Source organism: Stenotrophomonas sp. TWI1409, from assembly GCF_039673015.1.
In the GTDB taxonomy this organism is placed as follows: Bacteria; Pseudomonadota; Gammaproteobacteria; order Xanthomonadales; family Xanthomonadaceae; genus Stenotrophomonas; species Stenotrophomonas maltophilia_A.
In genome coordinates, this window is the sequence record NZ_JBDJKU010000033.1 from 1 (window position 1) to 17,859 (window position 17,859).

Below are 17,859 nucleotides of genomic sequence, written 5' to 3' on the forward strand. Positions count from 1 at the left end.
CGGGCGCCGCCACCCCCCGCCCCGGGGGGGGGCCGCCCCGCCCCCGGCACTACCAACAGGCCACCCGGGTCAGCGCGCCAGCAGTTCGCGCGCGTCCTGACCGGCCTCGCAGTGCACGAACAGCACCGGCACGCCGTGCGCTTCCAGCACCGCGGCCATCTGCCGCTGGCGCATCAGGAACTGCTCGTAGATGCCCTTCAGGCGGTCGCAGTCGTTCTTGCCGTGGTTGTAGTGCGCGCACCAGCCGGCCGGATCGAACAGCGCCATGCGTGCCTCGCCGTGCGTGTAGCGCAGCAGCGGCTCGGGCGCGGCGTTGAGCCATTCGTCCTCGCCCGGGGCCATGATCGCGGTCTCGATCAGCGGCCACAGCGCGGCCAGGCCCTGATTGTCGTACTGCATCGACATCATCGCGGCCAGATCATTCACGGTGAAATAGCGCGCATGCTCGATGCGGGCACCGAAGCTGTTCTGCGCCATCAATGCGGTGTCGGCATGGGCCATGCCGTTGGCCAGCAGCGTGTCTTCCAGCGCCTCGGCCACCATATTGGTCGTCGCCACGTCGCTGCCGGTCAGCAGGAACGGCACCACGCGCAGGCCACCGCCCACCAGGCTGGCATCGGCCTGGAACGGCAGCGGCACGTCACCGTTGGCATCGGTACCGAAGGCCAGCAGGCGCGGGCCCTGGTTACGGCCCGGCGCACGCATCTGCAGTTCTTCCAGACGGCGGTGGATCGGCCAGCCCGGACGCAGTACTTCGGCCGGATCGAAATGGGCGGCGGCGAACACCAGGTCCAGCTCGGCCACCTGCGGCACCAGCTTGGACAGGTCGCGGCCGACGCGATCGGCCAGTTCACCGGCCTGTTCGGCGCTGAGCACCGCCTGGCGGGGGATTTCGCCGCCGGCCAGTTCCAGGGCCAGCACGCCAAGGGCATTCATCGCGGGGTCGGGTTTGCTCATGGTTCCACGGTTGGCCCATCACAGGGCGGCAGCTACACTTGGCTCCATTATGCCTGCTCCGTCGTGCAGGCCATGTTGCAGACACCCTCATCCATGCCAGGTATCTCCATGCCCAACGCTCGTCCCGTCGCCATCCTCGGTGGCGTCCGCATTCCGTTCTGCCGCCAGAACACCGCGTATTCGGATGTCGGCAACCTCGGCATGTCGGTCCGCACGCTGGGCGCGCTGGTTGAACGTTTCGGCCTGCATGGCCAGCAGCTGGGTGAAGTGGCGATGGGTGCGGTGATCAAGCACTCCAGCGACTGGAACCTGGGCCGCGAAGCCACGCTGTCCTCCGGCCTGTCGCCGTTGACCCCGGGCATCACCCTGCAGCGTGCCTGCGGCACCTCGCTGGACAGCATCATCACGGTTGCCAACAAGATCGCGCTGGGCCAGATCGAATCGGGTATCGGTGGCGGTTCGGATACCACCTCCGACGTGCCGATCGTCTACGGCAAGAAGCTGCGCGCGCGCCTGCTGGCCGCCAACCGTGCCAAGAGCACTGGCGACAAGATCCGCGCGCTGACCGCTGGCTTCAAGTTCTCCGAGCTCAAGCCCGAGTTCCCGGGCGTGGCCGAGCCGCGCACCGGCAAGAGCATGGGCGACCACTGCGAGGACATGGCCAAGGAATGGAACATCTCGCGTGACTCGCAGGACGAGTGGGCGGTGTCGTCGCACAAGAAGCTGGCTGCCGCCTATGAGCGCGGTTTCTTCAACGACCTGATCGCACCGTTCCGTGGTGTCGAGCGTGACAACATCCTGCGCCCGGATACTTCGCTGGAGAAGCTGGCCACGCTGAAGCCGGCGTTCGACAAGGTTTCCGGCCGCGGCACGCTCACCGCCGCCAACTCCACGCCGCTGACCGACGGCGCCGCCGCCGTGCTGCTGGCCAGCGAAGAGTGGGCGCGCGCCCACGGCCATGAGCCGCAGGCCTATCTGCGTGACGCGCACGTCTCGGCGGTGGACTTCGTGCATGGCGAAGGCCTGCTGATGGCGCCGACCGTGGCCGTGCCGGAGATGCTCAAGCGCAACGGCCTGACCCTGCAGGACTTCGACATCTACGAGATCCACGAAGCCTTCGCCGCGCAGGTGCTGTGCACCCTGCGTGCGTGGGAGAGCGAGGATTACTGCCGCAACCGCCTGGGCCTGGATGCACCGCTGGGTCGCATCGACCCGGACAAGATCAACCTGCTGGGCTCGTCGTTGGCCACTGGCCACCCGTTCGCGGCGACTGGCGCACGCGTCATCGCCACCGCCGCCAAGCAGCTGGCCGAACGCGGCGGTGGCCGCGCGCTGGTGTCGATCTGCACCGCCGGCGGCATGGGCGTAGTGGCGATCGTCGAACGCTGATCGTTGCGACCGCGCGCCAACCAAGGTTGGCGACTACCGGATTTCACAGATGAAAACGCCGCCCAATGGGCGGCGTTTTTCTGCTCCGGTGGGTGCCGACCGTTGGTCGGCACGCTTCACGGCAACCGTGGATTGCCGAATTCGTCGCGCTCTTCGTTGGCGTCATACACCGGCGGCTGCACCGTAACCGGCTGCTCCTCCACCGTGGCACGCAGCGGCGCTTCGGTGCCGCGCACCAGTTCCACGCTGTCCTCGCCACGCTGCAGTCGCAGCGCATTGGCCAGGCACTGCGCGGCCAGCGCGTGCTCGCCACGCTGTGCGAACAGCTCACCCAGTGCCTCCCACGCCGGGGCACCGGCGCCCGCGGCGATGGCCTCGTGCAGGAACGCATCGGCGGCATCCCACTGCTGCTGGGCCAGGGCCACGCGGCCCTGTGCCAGGCGCAGCGCAGCCGAGCTGTCGTGCACGTTGCGCCAGCGCGCGAGGTTGGCCTGACGCGTGGCCAGGCGCTCGGCCGGCAGGCGGCCATACAGCGCCACCAGTTCGTCATCCCAACGCTGGTCCAGTGCCTGTTCCAACGCCAGCAGCGCCGGTTCGTCCCAGTTCAATGCAACCGCACGACTGGCATACGCACCCACCACGTCCGGGGTTGGCCGCAGCGCCTTCGGCGTGGCTTCCCATTGCGCGGCCAGCGCATTGACGTCGGCCGCTTCCAGTAGTGCCTGTGCGGCCAGGCGTGCTTCCAGTTCGCTGTTTGCGTCGGCCGGCAGCACCTTGCTCTGGCGCAGTGCACCCAGCTGGCCATACGCCTCGTGGGCGCGGCCGGCCTGTGCCAGCGCTTCGGTACGCAGCCACAGGCCGCGCGGCGGCAGCGGCTGGATCGTCGCCACATCCAACGCGTTGATCGCATCCACCGGCAGATCGCGCGCCAGCAGCTGTTCGGCGCGTAGAAGCGCCTGCAGGGTGGCATCGCTCTCGCCCAGGCGCTGCAGCAGGGCTTCACCGGCGGGGCCGTCGGCACGTGCCTGCGCACTGCGCACGGCATTGGCCAGCGCCACCGCGCTCACTTCCGGATCCTTGGCGGCACCATCCAGCAGCTTTTCCGCGCGTTGCCACTGGCCGTGCTCATAGGCCTGCAGGCCGTCGATCAGGCGCACCCGGCCCTGCTTGCGGCGGTAGCGGCCCCAGGCGCGGAACGGTGCAGCGATCAGGCTCCACAGCAGCCACAGCACCAGCACCGCGATCACCGACAGCAGTGCCACCTTGGGCAGGTTGCTGTGGTAGTCGTAGCCGCCGTAGCGCAGGGTCACTTCGCCGAAGCGGTTGAGGTCATCGGCGCCGAGCCATTGCGCGGCCACCACGCCGATGGCCACGGCCAGCAACAGCACGACCAGGGATTGCAGGGGTTTCATGGGGGATTACCTCCGGTCGGTCTGGGTGCGCAGTTGCTGCAGGGTGCTGCCAAGAACGCTGTTGCTGGCCTGCAGCGGAAGCTCGCGCAAGGCCTTCAGTTCAGCACGTTGCGCGCGCAGGGCCGGTGAATCCGGCCAACGCCGCTGTGCCCAGTGTTCCACGCGCGCCAACGCGGTATCGCGACCGGTGCGGTCGCCACGTTCGATTGCGGCACGCGCCAGGGTCAGTTCCAGCTGCAGCGCATCGTCGGCATTGCGGCGTTCGGCGGCGGTCAGCGGGCCATTCTGGCGGCTCGGGGTGATGTCCACGAACGGTGCCAGCGTGGCCTGCCACCAGGGCTTGCCGGCGCCGGGCGCGGTGCTACCCGTCACCTGCGAGGGCAGGCCCTGCAGGGCCTTGGCCAGGGCATCCAGGCGTTGCAGCGATTGCACGCGCGGGCCGGTGCCCAGCGCATCCAGTGCATCCCGTTCCTGTACCAGGGCCTGGCGCAGGTTCAGGCCGTCGCTGTCGGGCAGATCGGCCAGCGCGGTGGCGGCCTGTGCATACAGGCGGCGTGCGCCTTCCACGTCGTCGGCGTAGTTCAGGCGCTGCGCCGCCTGGGTCAGCAGCAGTTCGGCCTCATCGCGCTGTACCGCCTGACGGCCCTGGTTGGCGCTGTCGGCCAGCTTGGCCAGGTTCTCTTCCAGCAGCGCACTGCGCTGGGAAAGGCCCAGCATCTCGTCGCGCAGCACGCGGTTGGTGGTCGCCGCATCCTGCAGGCGCTGGCTGGTTGCGCGCTGGTCGCGGCGCAATGCATCCAGCGTCGCCTGCAGGCCCTGCAGTTGTACGGCCGTGGTCTGCGCCTGCGCTTCCTGTTCGTTTTGTTGCTGCTGCCAGACGTACCAGCCGGCATAGCCGCCCACGCCAAGCACGACCACCCCGGCCAGCGGCAGCAGCCAGCGCACGGGTCGACGGGGCGGGGAAACGGGCGGAGTCTCGTTCATGGGGCTTCCTTGTCGGCACCGTCGCCGGTCAGGTTCCGGCAGGCCGCGTTGTGCACAGCATCACTGTTGCCGACCACAGCGGCAAGCGTGACCCACGTCCCTGTTCAGTTCGCTGCCGGGACGGTGAGCGTGGCGTGTGCAGCCGCCACCAGCTGCGCGGTGGTGGGCCCGGCCGCGCGCACCACGCGCTGCAGCCCCAATGCGTGCGCCTGTTCGTCCAGCCGTTCGCTGGCCACGACGGCGGTGGCATGTGCCTGACAGCGTTGCTGCAATGCCGGCGGAAGCTGCTGCCAGAAATGCAGCAACGCCTCACCACTGCTGACCGCCAGCACCCACGGATACGCTGAATGCGCCAATCGAGCCAGCGTGCGTGGCGACAGGCGCAGCAGGCGACGCTGATAGACATCGGCGCGCTCGATGCTGGCGCCGGCCGCCTGCAGTTGCGCAGCAATCAGGCCGCGCCCCCCGGGGGCGGTCACCAGCCCGATGCGCAGGCCGCGTACGTCCGCCAGTACCGGCAGCGCCAGCAGGCCCTCGCTGTCCATCCGCTGCGGCGCATGCACCTCGGCGACACCCTGCGCCCGCAGCGCGCGCGCGGTGCCTTCGCCCACGGTCAGCCACGGGCTGCGTTGTGCCTCGGCCAGTGGCAACAGGGTGGCGGCTGCGGTAACGGCGGCCGGGCTGGTGAACACCACCCGATCGCAGTTCAGCGCGCGTTGCAGCTGGCGCAGCACGGGCGTGCCGTGCAGGCGCTGCAACCGCCACGGCGAAAGGGCCAGCACATGCCCGCCCAGCCCAGCAACGGCGCGGCGCAGCGCCGCATGCTGGCCCTGCGGGCGCAGCGAGATCAGGGTCCAGCGCGCGCCGGAACGGCTGGCGCCAGTGGGTATCGTATGGTCGACCATTGCCTGCATTATGCGGGCCCTTCGTTGTCGTGGTCGCTGCTCCGATGTCCGTTGATGCCCTGACTTCCTCGTTGGCCGCCCTGCAGGACGTGCTGGACTGCATGCCGGCGGTACGCGCCATGCAGATCCAGCTCGATGGCTATGCCGACGGCGTGCTGCGCATCACCGCGCCGCTGGCTGCCAACGTCAACGACAAGGGCAACGCCTTCGGCGGCAGCCTGGCCTCGGTGCTGACCCTGTCCGGCTGGGCGCTGGTCAGCCTGCGCCTGCGCCTGGCAGGCCATGATGCCGAGGTCTATGTGGCCGACAGCAACCTGCGCTACCTGGCGCCGGTCTATGAAGACCTGCACGCCCACGCCGAAGCGGCCGAAGCCACCGGCTGGGACGCCTTCCTGAACACCTTCCGCCAGCGCCGCAAGGCCCGCATCAGCATCATCGCCACCCAGCCCGGTGCCGATGGCAAGCCCGCCGCCGAATTCAGCGGTCGCTTCGTTGCCTTCGCCAAAGGGTAGGATGGCAGGCTGACGTTCCGGGGAAACCACTGATGCGCCGCCTGATCCAGTTCCTGATCTGTTCCCTGCTGCTGGCCAGCGCCGTGGCCTCGGCCGACGACCTCAGCCGCAAGCAGCGCAAGCTGCTGGAAGAGACCCAGATCGCCTACGGGGCGACCATCCGCTGGGGCAGCATGGACGATGCCATCGGCTACCTCGACCCGAAGCTGCGCAAGGAAAAGCCGCCGACCGAGTTCGAGCTCAACCGTTACGCGCAGCTGCGCGTGTCGTCCTACCGCGAGCGCAGCAGCGCCTCGCTGGACGGGGGCCTGGTCGAGCGCAGGGTCGAAATCGGGGTGATCAACCAGAACACCCAGGCCGAGCGCACCGTGGTCGTGGTCGAGCGCTGGCGCTGGGACCCGGAGGCAAAGCGCTGGTGGCAGACCGCCGGCCTGCCGGACCTGTGGAAGGGGCAGTGACGGGCCGCGTCCGGCTTGTGCGACAATCGGCGCCCGCTTAATCGACCCGTGACCTGAGTGAATTACGAAGAGTTGCTGGCCTTTGCAGGCCGAAACCCGATGCTGTCCGCGGCCCTGGTCGGCCTGACCGTGGCCATCATCGTCACCGAGATCCGCCGCCTGTTCCGGGGCTTCAAGGGCATCAAGCCCGCCGAACTGACCCAGCTGATCAACGCGGGCGGCACGGTGGTGGTCGACCTGTCGGCCAGCGGTGACTTCGAGAAGGGCCACATCGCCGGCAGCCGGAACGCCCAGGCCAGTGCCTTCGGCCCGGAAAACAAGCTGGTGGCCAACGCCAGGCAGTCGCCGGTGGTGCTGGTGTGCCGCAGCGGCAACGCCTCGGAAACCGCCGCCAAGGCGCTGAAGAAGGCCGGCTTCGAGAAGGTCTACGTGCTCGACGGCGGCATTCCTGCCTGGCAGCAGGCCGAACTGCCGCTGGTCAAGGGCCGCAACTGATTGTCGCAGGTGGCGGATCCGGCCTTGTATGGGCCTGATTCCGCCCCCATCGCAGTAGTTCGACCATCGTTTTCATTGCATTCACCTGGAGTTACTGGAAATGTCCGAAGAGATCACCAACGGCGCCGCTGCGCCGGTCGATGCCGCCACCGGCCCCGCTTTCACCGTCGAGAAGATCTACGTCAAGGACGTCTCCTTCGAGTCGCCGAACGCCCCGACCATCTTCAACGACCAGGTGCAGCCGGAGCTGCAGCTGAACCTGAACCAGCAGGTGCAGCGCCTGGGTGAGAACGCCTTCGAAGTCGTGCTGGCCGTGACCCTGACCTGCCAGGCCGGTGAGCGCACCGCCTACGTGGCCGAAGTGAAGCAGGCCGGCGTGTTCGGCCTGGTGGGCCTGGATCCGCAGTCGATCGACGTGCTGCTCGGCACCCAGTGCCCGAACATCCTGTTCCCGTACGTGCGCCAGCTGATCAGCGACCTGATCCAGGCCGGCGGCTTCCCGCCGTTCTTCCTGCAGCCGATCAACTTCGAAGGCCTGTACGCAGAAACCCTGCGCCAGCGCCAGGAGCAGGGCGACGCACCGTCGCTGGCTGACTCCGAGCCGGCTGGCAACGCCTGATTCCTGCCGCGACGTCACGGATGAGCACTACCGCTGACAAGATCGCCGTGCTGGGCGCCGGTTCCTGGGGAACCGCGCTGGCCAGCCTGCTCGCACGGCACGGTCACCCGACCGTGCTGTGGGGGCGCGACGCTGCCGTGGTCGAGGCCATCGACCAGCGCCACGAGAACCCGCGCTACCTGCCGGGCATCCCGCTGCCGGACAGCCTGCGTGCCACCACCGACCTGGCGTCGGCGGTGGAGGGCGCGGCCTGGATCCTGGTGGTGACCCCGTCGCATGCATTCGGTGAAACCGTGCGCGCGCTGGCGCCGCTGCGTCCGGCCGGTGCCGGCGTGGCCTGGGCCACCAAGGGCTTCGAACCCGGTTCGGGCCGCTTCCTGCATGAAGTGGCGCGTGAAGTGCTGGGTGAGGACGTGCCGCTGGCCGTCGTCACCGGGCCGTCGTTCGCCAAGGAAGTGACCCAGGGCCTGCCGACCGCGATCACCGTGCACGGCGACGTGCCCGAGTTCGCGCAGACGGTGGCCGAGGCGATGCATGGCCCGGCGTTCCGCGCCTACACCGGCGACGACATGGTCGGTGCCGAGCTGGGCGGCGCAATGAAGAACGTGCTGGCCGTGGCCACCGGCGTGGCCGATGGCATGCAGCTGGGCCTCAACGCCCGTGCCGGCCTGATCACCCGTGGCCTCAACGAGATGCTGCGCCTGGCCGCGGCGATCGGCGCCAAGCCGGAAACGCTGATGGGCCTGGCCGGCCTCGGCGATCTGGTGCTGACCTGCACCGGCGACCTGTCGCGCAACCGCCGCCTGGGCCTGGCCCTGGGCCGCGGCCAGACGCTGCAGGATGCCGTGCGCGAAATCGGCCAGGTGGTCGAGTCGGTGCAGACCGCCGACGAAGTGATGCGACAGGCGCGCCGCCATGGCATCGACCTGCCGATCTCCGACCGCGTGCGTGCCGTGCTGCACGGCGAGCAGACGCCGGAAGAAGGCCTGCGCGCATTGCTGGCGCGGGAACAGAAACCGGAATATCCGGACACGCTGTTCAAGTGAATCGAAAAACCCCGGCCACGTGCCGGGGTTTTTTTGTGCGCGACCCATCCACGCATGGCGTGGATCTACTGCCGAACCCGCTTCTGGTAGCTGCCAACCTTGGTTGGCGCCCGGCGGCAGCAATCACCGCGACCGTGGCGGCGCGCTGGTGTTGTCCATGTCCGAGAAGATCAACCACGGCCCGTCGCCCACGCGCTTCAGTGTCAGCGTGAACTTGCCGGTGTCCCCTATGTTGTTGCCGTAGGTGTAGGCACCGATGATGTAGCCGACGTTCCCCTCCACCGAGTACGCCAACGCACGCAGCCGCAACGGGCCGCCACCCTGTCCGGCATACGCGCGTTCAATCGCATCGCGTCCGCGCACGGGCGGCTGGTTGCTCTGCAGGATGAAAGCGTCCTCGGCGAACAACCCGGCCAACGCCTTGGCGTCACCCGCACGCCACGCCTGCTCGTAATCGCGCAGCACGCGGTCCAGCGAAGGGGGCAGCGGCGCATCCGGCAGCGGGCTGGCGGACCGCGTGGAGGGCGGGGCGTCGGCGGCCATCAGCGGGCCGGACAGTGCGAAAAGCAGCAGGCAGATGCGCATGGGCTCGATCCCTGCTCGCGTCAGCGAGCGCAGCGGCGAGTATCTCCCATCCATGCCCGGCAGGCGTTGGTGCAGGCCCCATTGAAAGCACACGGATGCTTCGGCATGCTCGACATCAACCGGGGGAGGCGACGCATGCACTTTTTCCAGCTGGACCAGTTTGCAGGTCATCTCAACGAAACGTTCAGCGCCGACATCGAGAACACCGGTGTTCCCTTCGTGCTGGTGGAAGCTGCGCCGCTGCCAGATCAGCGGATTGCCGGCCAGATGCGCGCGCCGTTCTCGTTGCTGTTCCGCAATGAATCGGCGGTGCTGTTCCCGCAGCGCACCTACACCATGCGCCACCACGGGCTAGGCGAGTTCGGCATCTTCCTGGTGCCGATCGCGCGTGATCGGACCGGCTTCATCTACCAGGCGCTGTTCAACTGACCGCTGTCGCCACCCAGCGCATGCGCAGGTGGCTGCCGGTATCGCCTTCGGTGTGGAACGCGAGCCGTTCGTAAAGCCGGCGCGCGGCCACATTTTCCCAGGCGACATGCAGGACGACGCTGTGCAGCGGCACGGCGTGCGCCGCGCGTTGTACCCAGCGCACCAGGGCCGAGCCGATGCCACGGCCGCGCACGGCGTCCAGCAGGGCGATATCGATGAGGGTGGCTTCGTGCTCGTCGCAATGCAGGTAAAGGCGGCCGATCGGTTGGCCAGCCTGCTCGACCAGCAGATAGTGCGCAGGCTGGTAATGCCGCGTGTAGTGCAGGTGCTGCAGCGCGAACTGGTTATCGAGGAAGGCGTGCCGCAAGGCGTCCGGCCACGGCACATTGGCCAGCTCGGCCGCACGCGATTCGGCATAGAGCCGCTGCAGGAAGGGCAGGTCGCCATCCTGTGCTTCACGCACGCTTATACCTGCGGGAAGACCGTCCCCCGTCGCAGGCAGCCACGCTGCCCGCAACGAGGGAAAGGCCAGTGCCACGTTCGCCGTCACGGCCGCGTCGGGAAGACGCCGGACAGGCAGATGCAGAAGTTCAGGGCGAGATAGGGCTGCCGGTTCTCATGCGGCAGACTCCCACCAGCGAGGCCCACCGTCGTCAGCGGGAAGGCACTGTTGACCGTCGGTGTCACGGCCAGGATCGGGCTCGACTCCGGCGTGATCAATGCATTGCCATTGGCAGGTACGCCACTGCGATGCGCGGTGTCGGGTTGGTTGTAGATGCGTGCGCCATGGGTGTGGTTGGGCATCTCGTTGATCGACAGGGTGACACTGTCGCTGCCAAAGGTCTCACCCATGTCGCGCTGCGACAGGCCGGGGCCGGTGCCCTGGCCGCATGCGATGTTGTTGGTGAAGTTCGGCAGCTGGTAGTTGCTGGTGCCGTTGCCACCGAAGGTCGTTCCCAGTAATGAGAACAGCGCGGTGTTCTGCTGGATCGGCAACAGCTGTCCCTGGCACATCGCCCAGTTGTAGGGGGCGAAATTGAAGCCGAAGATCTGGATTTCGCCGGTAAAGGGATCGCTCATGATAGGAGTCCTGGTAGGCGGTCGGTGATCGTCAGCCTTGCGATGGGAAGACGCCGGCCCATGCGATGCAGTAGCGGGCGACCAGCGAGGGCATGGTGTTGTCATGTGGCTGGCTGCCGCCGATCGCGCTCACCGATGCTGCCACGAGGGTGCCACTGCCAAGGTCGGTGGTGCTGTCGGTATACAGCGTGTCGCCACTGATTGCGCCGAGCTGCAATGTCGGCCCGGGTGCCGGCGACGTGGCTGCCGAGTTCACCGCATTGAACACATGGGTATGCGTGGGCAGTTGCGCGGTGGTCAGGGTGACCGATTCGCTGCCGGCGGCCTGACCCAGCACATACGTGCCGAGGCCGCTGCCAGTGCCCTGGTGAACCGGTACGCGCCCGCTGAGGTTGGGCAGTCCGAAGGTGTTCACACCATCGCCGCCGTAGGTGGTGCCCAGCAAGATGTACAGCACTTCGTATTCCGAAATGGGCAGCAGTCGGCCATCACAATCGAACCAGCCTACCGGCGCGAAGTTGTAGGGAAACAGACGGACTTCGCCAACAAAGGGTTGAGACATGGCAGAAACTCCGGTCAGCCGCGCGAAGGGTAGAGTCCAGAAAGTGCGATGCAGAAGTTGATGACCAGATACGGTTGCAGATTCGCGTGTGGCAGCGTCTGGCCGCTGGTATCAAGTACGTTCAAGGGCACCTGCGTTCCGCTTGAAGCGCCGTAGACATTCTGCGTACCGGTTTTGCCGAGCAGCACGTTGCCCTGTGGAATACGCGTTGTACCGTCGGCGGTGGTGCCGCCGAAAACGTGCGCGTGCTGGGGAATCTGCGACGTCTGCAGGGTTACGCTCTCCACCCCCTGGCGATCACCCATGTTGCTGCCGTTGGTGGATCCCCTGGGCGTGCGGCTGCGCAGGTCCGGAAGCTGGAAATTGGTCGTGCCGTTGCCACCATAGAGCGTGCCCAGCAGCGAAAAAAGCGCACTGTTCTGCTGGATGGACATCAGCTGACCGTTGCAGAAAGCGAAGTATTTCGGCGCGAAGTTGAACGCCACGGGCATTATCTGCCCGAGAAAGGGTTCCGACATACGATTTTCCCCCTGGGATAGGCGCCGGCACTTGGCCCCCGGCCGGCGATATAACTCTGGCGCATTATCGGGATCCTTGACAAGTGCCAGTGGCTGTGGGCAAGAATATCGCGCTGTCTGCCCACGTGATTCAGGGATTCGAGGGGCAGGACCGCCGGGCAGGGCCAGGGAGTCTGCCGGGTGGGGAGGTCAGGAACCGCGGCTGCCCGACCGGGCGCCACGGCGGTTTTCTCACTCGCGCTACAAGGCGCAGCGCCCGTCGGGAAGCCGGGCAAGCAGGGGGCAAAACATGTGGCACGCAGAGTCGATGCATCGCGACGCGATGCGCTATGGGCTCGGCCGTCGTTTTTGGGGCCGCCTTGGGGCAATCCTGCTGCTGGGCGCTACACTCGCGCTGCCCGGATTTTCACATGCAGCATGCTCGGTTTTCACGCCGACCAATGCCAGCGCGGGTTCACCGATGGCTGCCGGCAGCACCATCATCATCGACGCCTCGAGTTGCCAGGGCGTACCCGGTTTCGGCATCGGCAATGTGACCACGCCGGCCGGCAACGGTACCGCCACCATCACCAGCCATGCGGCCTCGAAAATCTCCTATGCCCACAGCGGCAACGGATCGACGACCGACACCTTCGCCTTCGATGATGGTACCGGCTCGCACAACGTGCAGGTCACCGTGTACATCCAGGCAGCGGCCTCGCCGATCACGATTTCGCCGGCCACCGTGCCCGGCGCAACCGTGGGCGTGCTCTATGCAGGTGTCACGCTCAGCGCCAGCGGTGGCACTGCGCCTTACAGCTATGCAGTCACTTCCGGTGCACTGCCGGCCGGAATGACATTGAGTGGCACTGGCCTCCTGTCCGGCACGCCGACCACGCAGGGGACGTTCGCGTTCTCGGTCACCGCCACCGACAGTGCCGGCACCCCGTTGACGGGCACGGCAAGCTACTCGATCAGCGTTGCCGCGCCGACCATCACGGTCACCAATGTGCCTTCCGCGGCAGCCATCAATACGGCGTACTCCTTCACGCTGACCGCCAGTGGCGGCAATGGCCCGTACACCTACATCCTGGATGCCGGCACCACCTTGCCCACCGGGCTGGTGCTGGCCAGCAACGGAGCCATCACCGGCACACCCACCGTACTGGGGGTGAAGAACTTCACCGTGCGCGTCACCGACAGCAGCACGCCCTCGCCCTTCTTCTCGGCCGCCAACCTGTCGATCAACGTGCAGAACGTGGTGCCGCCGGTCGCCAATCCAGTTAGTGCGACGGTTGCCTACGGCAGTGCCAGCAACCCGATCACCTTGAACATCACCGGTGGCATCCCGGTATCGGTTGCGGTCGGTACGCAGGCCGCGCATGGCACTGCAACCGCTTCGGGAACGTCGATCACCTATACCCCCACGGCCGGCTACGCGGGGCCAGACAGCTTCACCTACACCGCCACCAATGCCGGTGGTACGTCGGCGCCGGCGACCGTGACGCTCACCGTCTCGCCGCCAACCGTCACCTACACCCCCACCAGCCCTCCTGCAGGCACCGTCGGCGCGGCGTACAGCCAGTCGCTGGCCGGCGCCAGCGGCGGCGCCACGCCATACAGCTATGTGCTCGCTTCCGGCAGCCTGCCGCCCGGCCTCAGCCTGGCCAGCAACGGCAGCCTGGCAGGTACGCCGACCGCCAATGGCAGCTTCAGCTTCAGCGTACGCGCCACCGACAGCAGCACCGGCATCGGACCGTTCAGCGCCACCAGTGGCACGCTGACACTGAACATCGCCGCCCCGGCGCTCACCTATGCGCCAGGCAACCCGACTGCTGCAACGGTCGGTACCGCGTACAGCGGCTCGTTGGCCAGCGCAGGCGGAGGCACCGGGCCCTACACCTATTCGATCGCCTCGGGCAGTCTGCCGGCCGGCATCACCCTGGCCAGCAACGGCAGCCTGGCAGGCACGCCGACCGCAGGCGGTACCTTCAACTTCACAGTGACCGCCACCGACAGCAGCGGAGGCACCGGACCCTTCAGTGCGACCAGCCCTGCGCTGGCGCTGACGGTGAACGCGCCGACGATCTCGATCGCGCCGATCACGCTGACCAACCCGACCGTGGGCTCGGCCTATTCGCAGGCCGTAACCGCATCCGGCGGCACCAGCGGCTACAGTTACGCGGTGACCGCCGGTGCGCTGCCGCCTGGCCTGAGCCTGTCGAGCGGTGGTGCGATCACCGGCACGCCCACCAGCGGTGGCAGCTTCAACTTCACCCTGACCGCCACGGACAGCAGTACGGGCACCGGGCCGTACACCGGCAGTCGTGCCTATACGCTCATCGTCAATGCGCCAACGATGACGCTGGCACCGGCCTCGGGTGCCACGCTCAATGCAACAGCTGGCACCGCGCTGAGCGGCATGGGCTTTACCGCCGCCAACGGCACGGCGCCCTACAGCTACTCGATCAGCGTGGGGGTATTGCCTCCCGGCGTGAGCCTGGCGTCCGGTGGTGGCCTGTCGGGTACGCCGACTGCGGCCGGCACCTTCAACTTCAGCGTGACCGCCTCCGACAGTTCCACCGGCGCAGGTGCTCCGTTCACGACCACAGGCAGCTATACGCTGGTGGTGGTTGCCCCGACCATCACGCTGGCACCCGCAACCCTGCCGGCAATGTCAGTGGGCACGGCCTTCAACCAGACCCTGGTTGCCAGCGGAGGCCAGCCGGCCTTCAGCTACGCCATCGTCGCTGGCGCGTTGCCTGCAGGCCTGCTGTTGAACACGGCCAGCGGGGCGATCAGTGGTACACCCACCCAGGCTGGTTCCTACAACGTCACCGTCAGGGCGACCGACAGCGGTGGATTCACCGGCAGTCAGTCCTATTCGGGTGCCGTCGCCGCAGGTGTCGTAGTACTGCCGGCGGCGAGCCTGAGCAGTGCCACTGCTGGCACTGCCTACAGCTACACGTTCTCCGCCAGTGGTGGCACGCCCGGTTACAGCTACGTGCTGCAGAGCGGTCTACTGCCCCCGGGTGTCTCGCTGACCAGTGCCGGCGTGCTGTCCGGCACGCCAACCCAGGCCGGCAGCTTCAACTTCATCGTGCGGGCGATCGACAGCAGTACCGGTACCGGCGCACCGTTCAGTGCAAGCCAGTCCTATGCGTTGACCGTGAACGCGCCGACGATCTCGCTGGCGCCGTCGACGCTGCCGGCCGCGACCGGCGGCACGGCCTACTTGCAGACGATCACTGCCAGCGGGGGCACCGGCAGCCATACCTTCAGCCTGTCCGCGGGCGCGCTGCCACCCGGTATCGGCCTGACCAGCGGCGGCATCCTGTCGGGCACACCGACCAACGCAGGCAGTTACGCCTTCACGATCACCGCCACTGACAGCCTTGGCTTCACCGGCAGCCAGGCCTACAGCTTCACGGTCAATGCGCCGGCGATCACGCTCACGCCGGCCACGCTGCCTGCCGCAACCGGCAGCACCGCCTACAACCAGACGCTGACGGCCAGCGGCGGCAACGGCGGCTACACCTTCAGCCTGAGCACCGGGGCGCTGCCACCGGGCATCGGGTTGAGCAGCGCCGGTGTGATCAGTGGCACGCCGACCACCACCGGCAGCTATACCTTCACCGTGCAGGCGACCGATGGCTTCGGCTTCAGCGGCAGCCAGGCCTACACGATGGCGGTGAATGCGCCGGCGATCGTCTTCGTCCAGACCACGCTGCCTGGCGGGCAGGTGGCGACCGCCTACAGCCAGACGCTGAGCGCCGGCGGCGGAAGTGGCAGCTTCACCTACAGCCTGAGCGCAGGCGCGTTGCCACCCGGCATCGCGTTGAGCAGTGCCGGTGCGCTCAGTGGCACGCCCACGACGGCGGGCAGCTACAGCTTCACCGTCACCGCGACCGATACCTTCGGCTTCACCGGAAGCCAGGCATTCACAGTGGGCATCAACCAGCCGGTGCCGGTGGTGGTCAATGATGCGGCCAGTACGCCGGCCAATGCGGCGGTGACCGTCGACGTCACCGCCAACGACACCGGGCCGATCACCAGCATCGCGATCGCACAGGCACCCACGCATGGCACGGCGGTGGCCAGCGGGTTGGACGTGGTGTACACCCCGGCCACCAGCTTCTTTGGCAGCGACAGCTTCAGCTACACCGCCACCGGTCCGGGCGGTACTTCAACGGCGGCCACGGTGAGCATTACGGTCACCCCGCTGGCAGTACCGGTGGCCGCCGCGCACAGCGCCACGGTCCTGGCCGGACAGTCGGTCACCGTGCAGGCTGAAGCCGGGGCGCTCAATGGTCCGTTCACCGCAGTCAGCATCACCCGCGCGCCGTCCTCGGGTACGGCCGTGGTACAGGGGGCCAGCATTGTCTACAGCGCCGATGCCGATGCCTCCGGCGTGGTCGATTTCGACTACACGCTCAGCAACCCGTTCGGTGCATCGGCACCGGCGCGGATCAGCGTGAACGTCAATCCGCGCCCGGTGGCACCGGCGCTGACCGCCTCGGCGATTGCCGGCACCGTGGTCAACGTGGACCTGACCACGACCGCACGCGGCGGACCGTTCACCGCCGCCAACGTGGTTTCGGTCTCGCCGGCCGAAGCGGGTACCGCCAGCATCTCCGCCAGCGGCACCGGCTACACGCTGGCCTTCACCGCAGCGGCGACGTTCGGGGGGGCGGTGCGCATGACCTACACGCTGAGCAATGCCTTCGCCACCTCGGCACCCGGCACGGTGGATGTGATGGTCAAGCCGCGTAGCGATCCTTCGCGCGATGCCGAAGTGCTGGGCGTGCTCGACGCACAGGTGGAAGGTGCGCGGCGCATGGCGATCGGCCAGATCGGCAATTTCCAGCGGCGCCTGGAAAGCCTGCGGGCCGGCGGCGGTCGCAGTGGCTTCAGCAACGGCATCACCTTCAGTTCGGCCAGCAGCCAGCGCCGTGCGCAGCAGACCGAACTGCTGCAGAAGGGCATCGGCGCCAGCGGCGAGGCGCTGGCGATGGTTGAGGAACCGGCGCTGCAGGGCGATGCCACGCCTGCGGTCACCTCGGCCGACGGCTTCGCGTTCTGGACCGGCGGTGCGGTGAACTTCGGTACGCTGAAGCCGGGTGCAGGCAGCAACGGCATCGACTTCACCACCTCCGGCGTCAGCCTGGGTGCGGACCGTCAGCTGGGTCCGTCGTTGAGCCTGGGTGCGGGCATCGGCTATGGCCATGACGCGTCGGATATCGGTCGCAATGGCAGCCGCAGCACGGTGGATGGCTACAGCGTCGCCGGCTACGCCAGCTACCATCCGGAAGGTGGGTTCTATGTGGATGGCCTGCTTGGCTATCAGTGGCTGAGTTTCGATGCGCGCCGCTTCATCACCGACAACGGCAATACCGCCTACGGCAGTCGCGACGGCACGCAGTGGTTCGCCTCGTTCTCCACCGGCTTCCAGCATCGCCTGGACAACCTGCTGCTGACACCCTACGGGCGCCTGGACCTGGCCCGCGCAACGCTGGATGGCTATCGCGAGCGCGGTGATGCGGTGTACGCGCTCGACTACGGGAAGCAGACGGTGAACACCAGCACCGCTACCGCAGGTGTGCTGGCGCAGTGGCTGGTGAAGCGCGATTACGGCATGTGGACGCCGCAGCTGCGCGCCGAGTTCGGCCATGACATGCAGGGCTCAAGCGAGGCCTTCATGCGCTATGCCGACCTGATGTCCGGCCCGGTCTATCGGGCCACCCTGGGCCGGCAGTCGCGCAACCACACGCTGCTGGGGGCGGGTATCGGCCTGCAGACGCTGAAGGGCTGGTCGCTGCGCGCCGAATACCAGAGCCAGTTCGACAGCAGCAGCCGCGACAACCAGGGCATCCAGATCAGCGTGCAGAAAACCCTGCCGCCGTGACGGGGCCCGCGGTTGCGGCCGTTG

17 protein-coding genes are annotated in these 17,859 nt (G+C 67.6%); 8 read left to right on the forward strand and 9 right to left on the reverse strand.

Annotated elements, in window-relative coordinates; translation table 11 throughout:
• Positions 1-69: 69 nt before the first annotated feature.
• Positions 70-957: a hypothetical protein gene (locus ABE423_RS12205; protein ID WP_346486170.1), complete on the reverse strand. Its 888-nt coding sequence runs from the start codon at positions 955-957 to the stop codon at positions 70-72.
• Positions 958-1,050: 93 nt separating this feature from the next.
• Between ABE423_RS12205 and ABE423_RS12210 the strand changes: the two genes are divergently transcribed.
• Positions 1,051-2,346, forward strand: a complete 1,296-nt coding sequence (locus tag ABE423_RS12210; RefSeq protein WP_099551602.1) for an acetyl-CoA C-acetyltransferase — start codon at positions 1,051-1,053, stop codon at positions 2,344-2,346.
• A gap of 116 nt (positions 2,347-2,462) precedes the next feature.
• Here the strand turns inward: ABE423_RS12210 and ABE423_RS12215 are convergent, their stop codons facing one another.
• The 3 genes from ABE423_RS12215 to ABE423_RS12225 all read right to left on the reverse strand — a co-directional run bounded on the left by ABE423_RS12215 (position 2,463) and on the right by ABE423_RS12225 (position 5,656).
• Complete coding sequence (locus ABE423_RS12215) at positions 2,463-3,758, reverse strand: heme biosynthesis HemY N-terminal domain-containing protein (RefSeq protein WP_032130162.1); 1,296 nt, start codon at positions 3,756-3,758, stop codon at positions 2,463-2,465.
• A gap of 6 nt (positions 3,759-3,764) precedes the next feature.
• Complete coding sequence (locus ABE423_RS12220) at positions 3,765-4,742, reverse strand: uroporphyrinogen-III C-methyltransferase (protein WP_071228808.1); 978 nt, start codon at positions 4,740-4,742, stop codon at positions 3,765-3,767.
• Positions 4,743-4,846: 104 nt separating this feature from the next.
• Positions 4,847-5,656: a uroporphyrinogen-III synthase gene (locus ABE423_RS12225; protein WP_346486172.1), complete on the reverse strand. Its 810-nt coding sequence runs from the start codon at positions 5,654-5,656 to the stop codon at positions 4,847-4,849.
• Between the two features lie 35 nt (positions 5,657-5,691).
• Here ABE423_RS12225 and ABE423_RS12230 point away from each other — a divergent pair, with 35 nt between their 5' ends.
• The 5 genes from ABE423_RS12230 (at position 5,692) to ABE423_RS12250 (ending at position 8,777) form a co-directional block, all read left to right on the forward strand.
• Positions 5,692-6,159 (forward strand): YiiD C-terminal domain-containing protein, encoded by a 468-nt coding sequence (locus ABE423_RS12230; protein WP_005407593.1) that lies wholly within the window; start codon positions 5,692-5,694, stop codon positions 6,157-6,159.
• Between the two features lie 32 nt (positions 6,160-6,191).
• The gene (locus ABE423_RS12235) at positions 6,192-6,617 is read left to right on the forward strand and encodes a hypothetical protein (RefSeq protein ID WP_014035526.1); all 426 of its coding nucleotides are present in this window, start codon (positions 6,192-6,194) and stop codon (positions 6,615-6,617) included.
• A gap of 57 nt (positions 6,618-6,674) precedes the next feature.
• Positions 6,675-7,112, forward strand: coding sequence for a rhodanese-like domain-containing protein (locus ABE423_RS12240; protein ID WP_087921131.1), 438 nt, complete (start codon positions 6,675-6,677; stop codon positions 7,110-7,112).
• A gap of 100 nt (positions 7,113-7,212) precedes the next feature.
• Positions 7,213-7,731 carry a protein-export chaperone SecB gene (gene secB, locus ABE423_RS12245; RefSeq protein WP_005407596.1) on the forward strand — a complete coding sequence of 173 codons (519 nt, stop codon included), beginning with the start codon at positions 7,213-7,215 and terminating at the stop codon, positions 7,729-7,731.
• 20 nt (positions 7,732-7,751) lie between these two features.
• Complete coding sequence (locus ABE423_RS12250; RefSeq protein WP_005407597.1) at positions 7,752-8,777, forward strand: NAD(P)H-dependent glycerol-3-phosphate dehydrogenase; 1,026 nt, start codon at positions 7,752-7,754, stop codon at positions 8,775-8,777.
• Positions 8,778-8,900: 123 nt separating this feature from the next.
• Here ABE423_RS12250 and ABE423_RS12255 read toward each other — a convergent pair whose 3' ends face one another.
• Positions 8,901-9,362, reverse strand: coding sequence for a nuclear transport factor 2 family protein (locus ABE423_RS12255; RefSeq protein ID WP_346486176.1), 462 nt, complete (start codon positions 9,360-9,362; stop codon positions 8,901-8,903).
• 135 nt (positions 9,363-9,497) lie between these two features.
• On the opposite strand from ABE423_RS12255, the gene ABE423_RS12260 reads away from it, so the two are divergent.
• On the forward strand, positions 9,498-9,791 hold the full coding sequence (locus ABE423_RS12260; RefSeq protein ID WP_014035529.1) for a hypothetical protein: 294 nt from the start codon (positions 9,498-9,500) through the stop codon (positions 9,789-9,791).
• On the opposite strand, the gene ABE423_RS12265 is transcribed toward ABE423_RS12260, so the two are convergent.
• The 4 genes from ABE423_RS12265 to ABE423_RS12280 all read right to left on the reverse strand — a co-directional run bounded on the left by ABE423_RS12265 (position 9,784) and on the right by ABE423_RS12280 (position 11,951).
• Positions 9,784-10,254: a GNAT family N-acetyltransferase gene (locus ABE423_RS12265; protein ID WP_346486178.1), complete on the reverse strand. Its 471-nt coding sequence runs from the start codon at positions 10,252-10,254 to the stop codon at positions 9,784-9,786. The genes ABE423_RS12260 and ABE423_RS12265 overlap by 8 nt on opposite strands.
• Positions 10,255-10,337: 83 nt before the next feature.
• Positions 10,338-10,871 (reverse strand): tail fiber protein, encoded by a 534-nt coding sequence (locus tag ABE423_RS12270; protein WP_346486180.1) that lies wholly within the window; start codon positions 10,869-10,871, stop codon positions 10,338-10,340.
• Positions 10,872-10,902: 31 nt separating this feature from the next.
• The gene (locus ABE423_RS12275; protein ID WP_346486181.1) at positions 10,903-11,433 is read right to left on the reverse strand and encodes a tail fiber protein; all 531 of its coding nucleotides are present in this window, start codon (positions 11,431-11,433) and stop codon (positions 10,903-10,905) included.
• 14 nt (positions 11,434-11,447) lie between these two features.
• Positions 11,448-11,951: a tail fiber protein gene (locus tag ABE423_RS12280; RefSeq protein WP_346486183.1), complete on the reverse strand. Its 504-nt coding sequence runs from the start codon at positions 11,949-11,951 to the stop codon at positions 11,448-11,450.
• A 460-nt stretch (positions 11,952-12,411) separates the two neighbouring features.
• On the opposite strand from ABE423_RS12280, the gene ABE423_RS12285 reads away from it, so the two are divergent.
• The gene (locus ABE423_RS12285) at positions 12,412-17,835 is read left to right on the forward strand and encodes a putative Ig domain-containing protein (RefSeq protein WP_346486185.1); all 5,424 of its coding nucleotides are present in this window, start codon (positions 12,412-12,414) and stop codon (positions 17,833-17,835) included.
• Positions 17,836-17,859: the final 24 nt, after the last annotated feature.

Bases quoted from the DNA above. Each gene is read 5' to 3' on its own strand.
- ABE423_RS12205 (WP_346486170.1), bottom strand. From the start codon at position 957: ATGAGCAAACCCGACCCCGCGATGAATGCCCTTGGCGTGCTGGCCCTG.
- ABE423_RS12210 (WP_099551602.1), top strand. From the start codon at position 1,051: ATGCCAGGTATCTCCATGCCCAACGCTCGTCCCGTCGCCATCCTCGGT.
- ABE423_RS12215 (WP_032130162.1), bottom strand. From the start codon at position 3,758: ATGAAACCCCTGCAATCCCTGGTCGTGCTGTTGCTGGCCGTGGCCATC.
- ABE423_RS12220 (WP_071228808.1), bottom strand. From the start codon at position 4,742: ATGAACGAGACTCCGCCCGTTTCCCCGCCCCGTCGACCCGTGCGCTGG.
- ABE423_RS12225 (WP_346486172.1), bottom strand. From the start codon at position 5,656: ATGCAGGCAATGGTCGACCATACGATACCCACTGGCGCCAGCCGTTCC.
- ABE423_RS12230 (WP_005407593.1), top strand. From the start codon at position 5,692: ATGTCCGTTGATGCCCTGACTTCCTCGTTGGCCGCCCTGCAGGACGTG.
- ABE423_RS12235 (WP_014035526.1), top strand. From the start codon at position 6,192: ATGCGCCGCCTGATCCAGTTCCTGATCTGTTCCCTGCTGCTGGCCAGC.
- secB (WP_005407596.1), top strand. From the start codon at position 7,213: ATGTCCGAAGAGATCACCAACGGCGCCGCTGCGCCGGTCGATGCCGCC.
- ABE423_RS12250 (WP_005407597.1), top strand. From the start codon at position 7,752: ATGAGCACTACCGCTGACAAGATCGCCGTGCTGGGCGCCGGTTCCTGG.
- ABE423_RS12255 (WP_346486176.1), bottom strand. From the start codon at position 9,362: ATGCGCATCTGCCTGCTGCTTTTCGCACTGTCCGGCCCGCTGATGGCC.
- ABE423_RS12260 (WP_014035529.1), top strand. From the start codon at position 9,498: ATGCACTTTTTCCAGCTGGACCAGTTTGCAGGTCATCTCAACGAAACG.
- ABE423_RS12270 (WP_346486180.1), bottom strand. From the start codon at position 10,871: ATGAGCGATCCCTTTACCGGCGAAATCCAGATCTTCGGCTTCAATTTC.
- ABE423_RS12275 (WP_346486181.1), bottom strand. From the start codon at position 11,433: ATGTCTCAACCCTTTGTTGGCGAAGTCCGTCTGTTTCCCTACAACTTC.
- ABE423_RS12280 (WP_346486183.1), bottom strand. From the start codon at position 11,951: ATGTCGGAACCCTTTCTCGGGCAGATAATGCCCGTGGCGTTCAACTTC.
- ABE423_RS12285 (WP_346486185.1), top strand. From the start codon at position 12,412: ATGGCTGCCGGCAGCACCATCATCATCGACGCCTCGAGTTGCCAGGGC.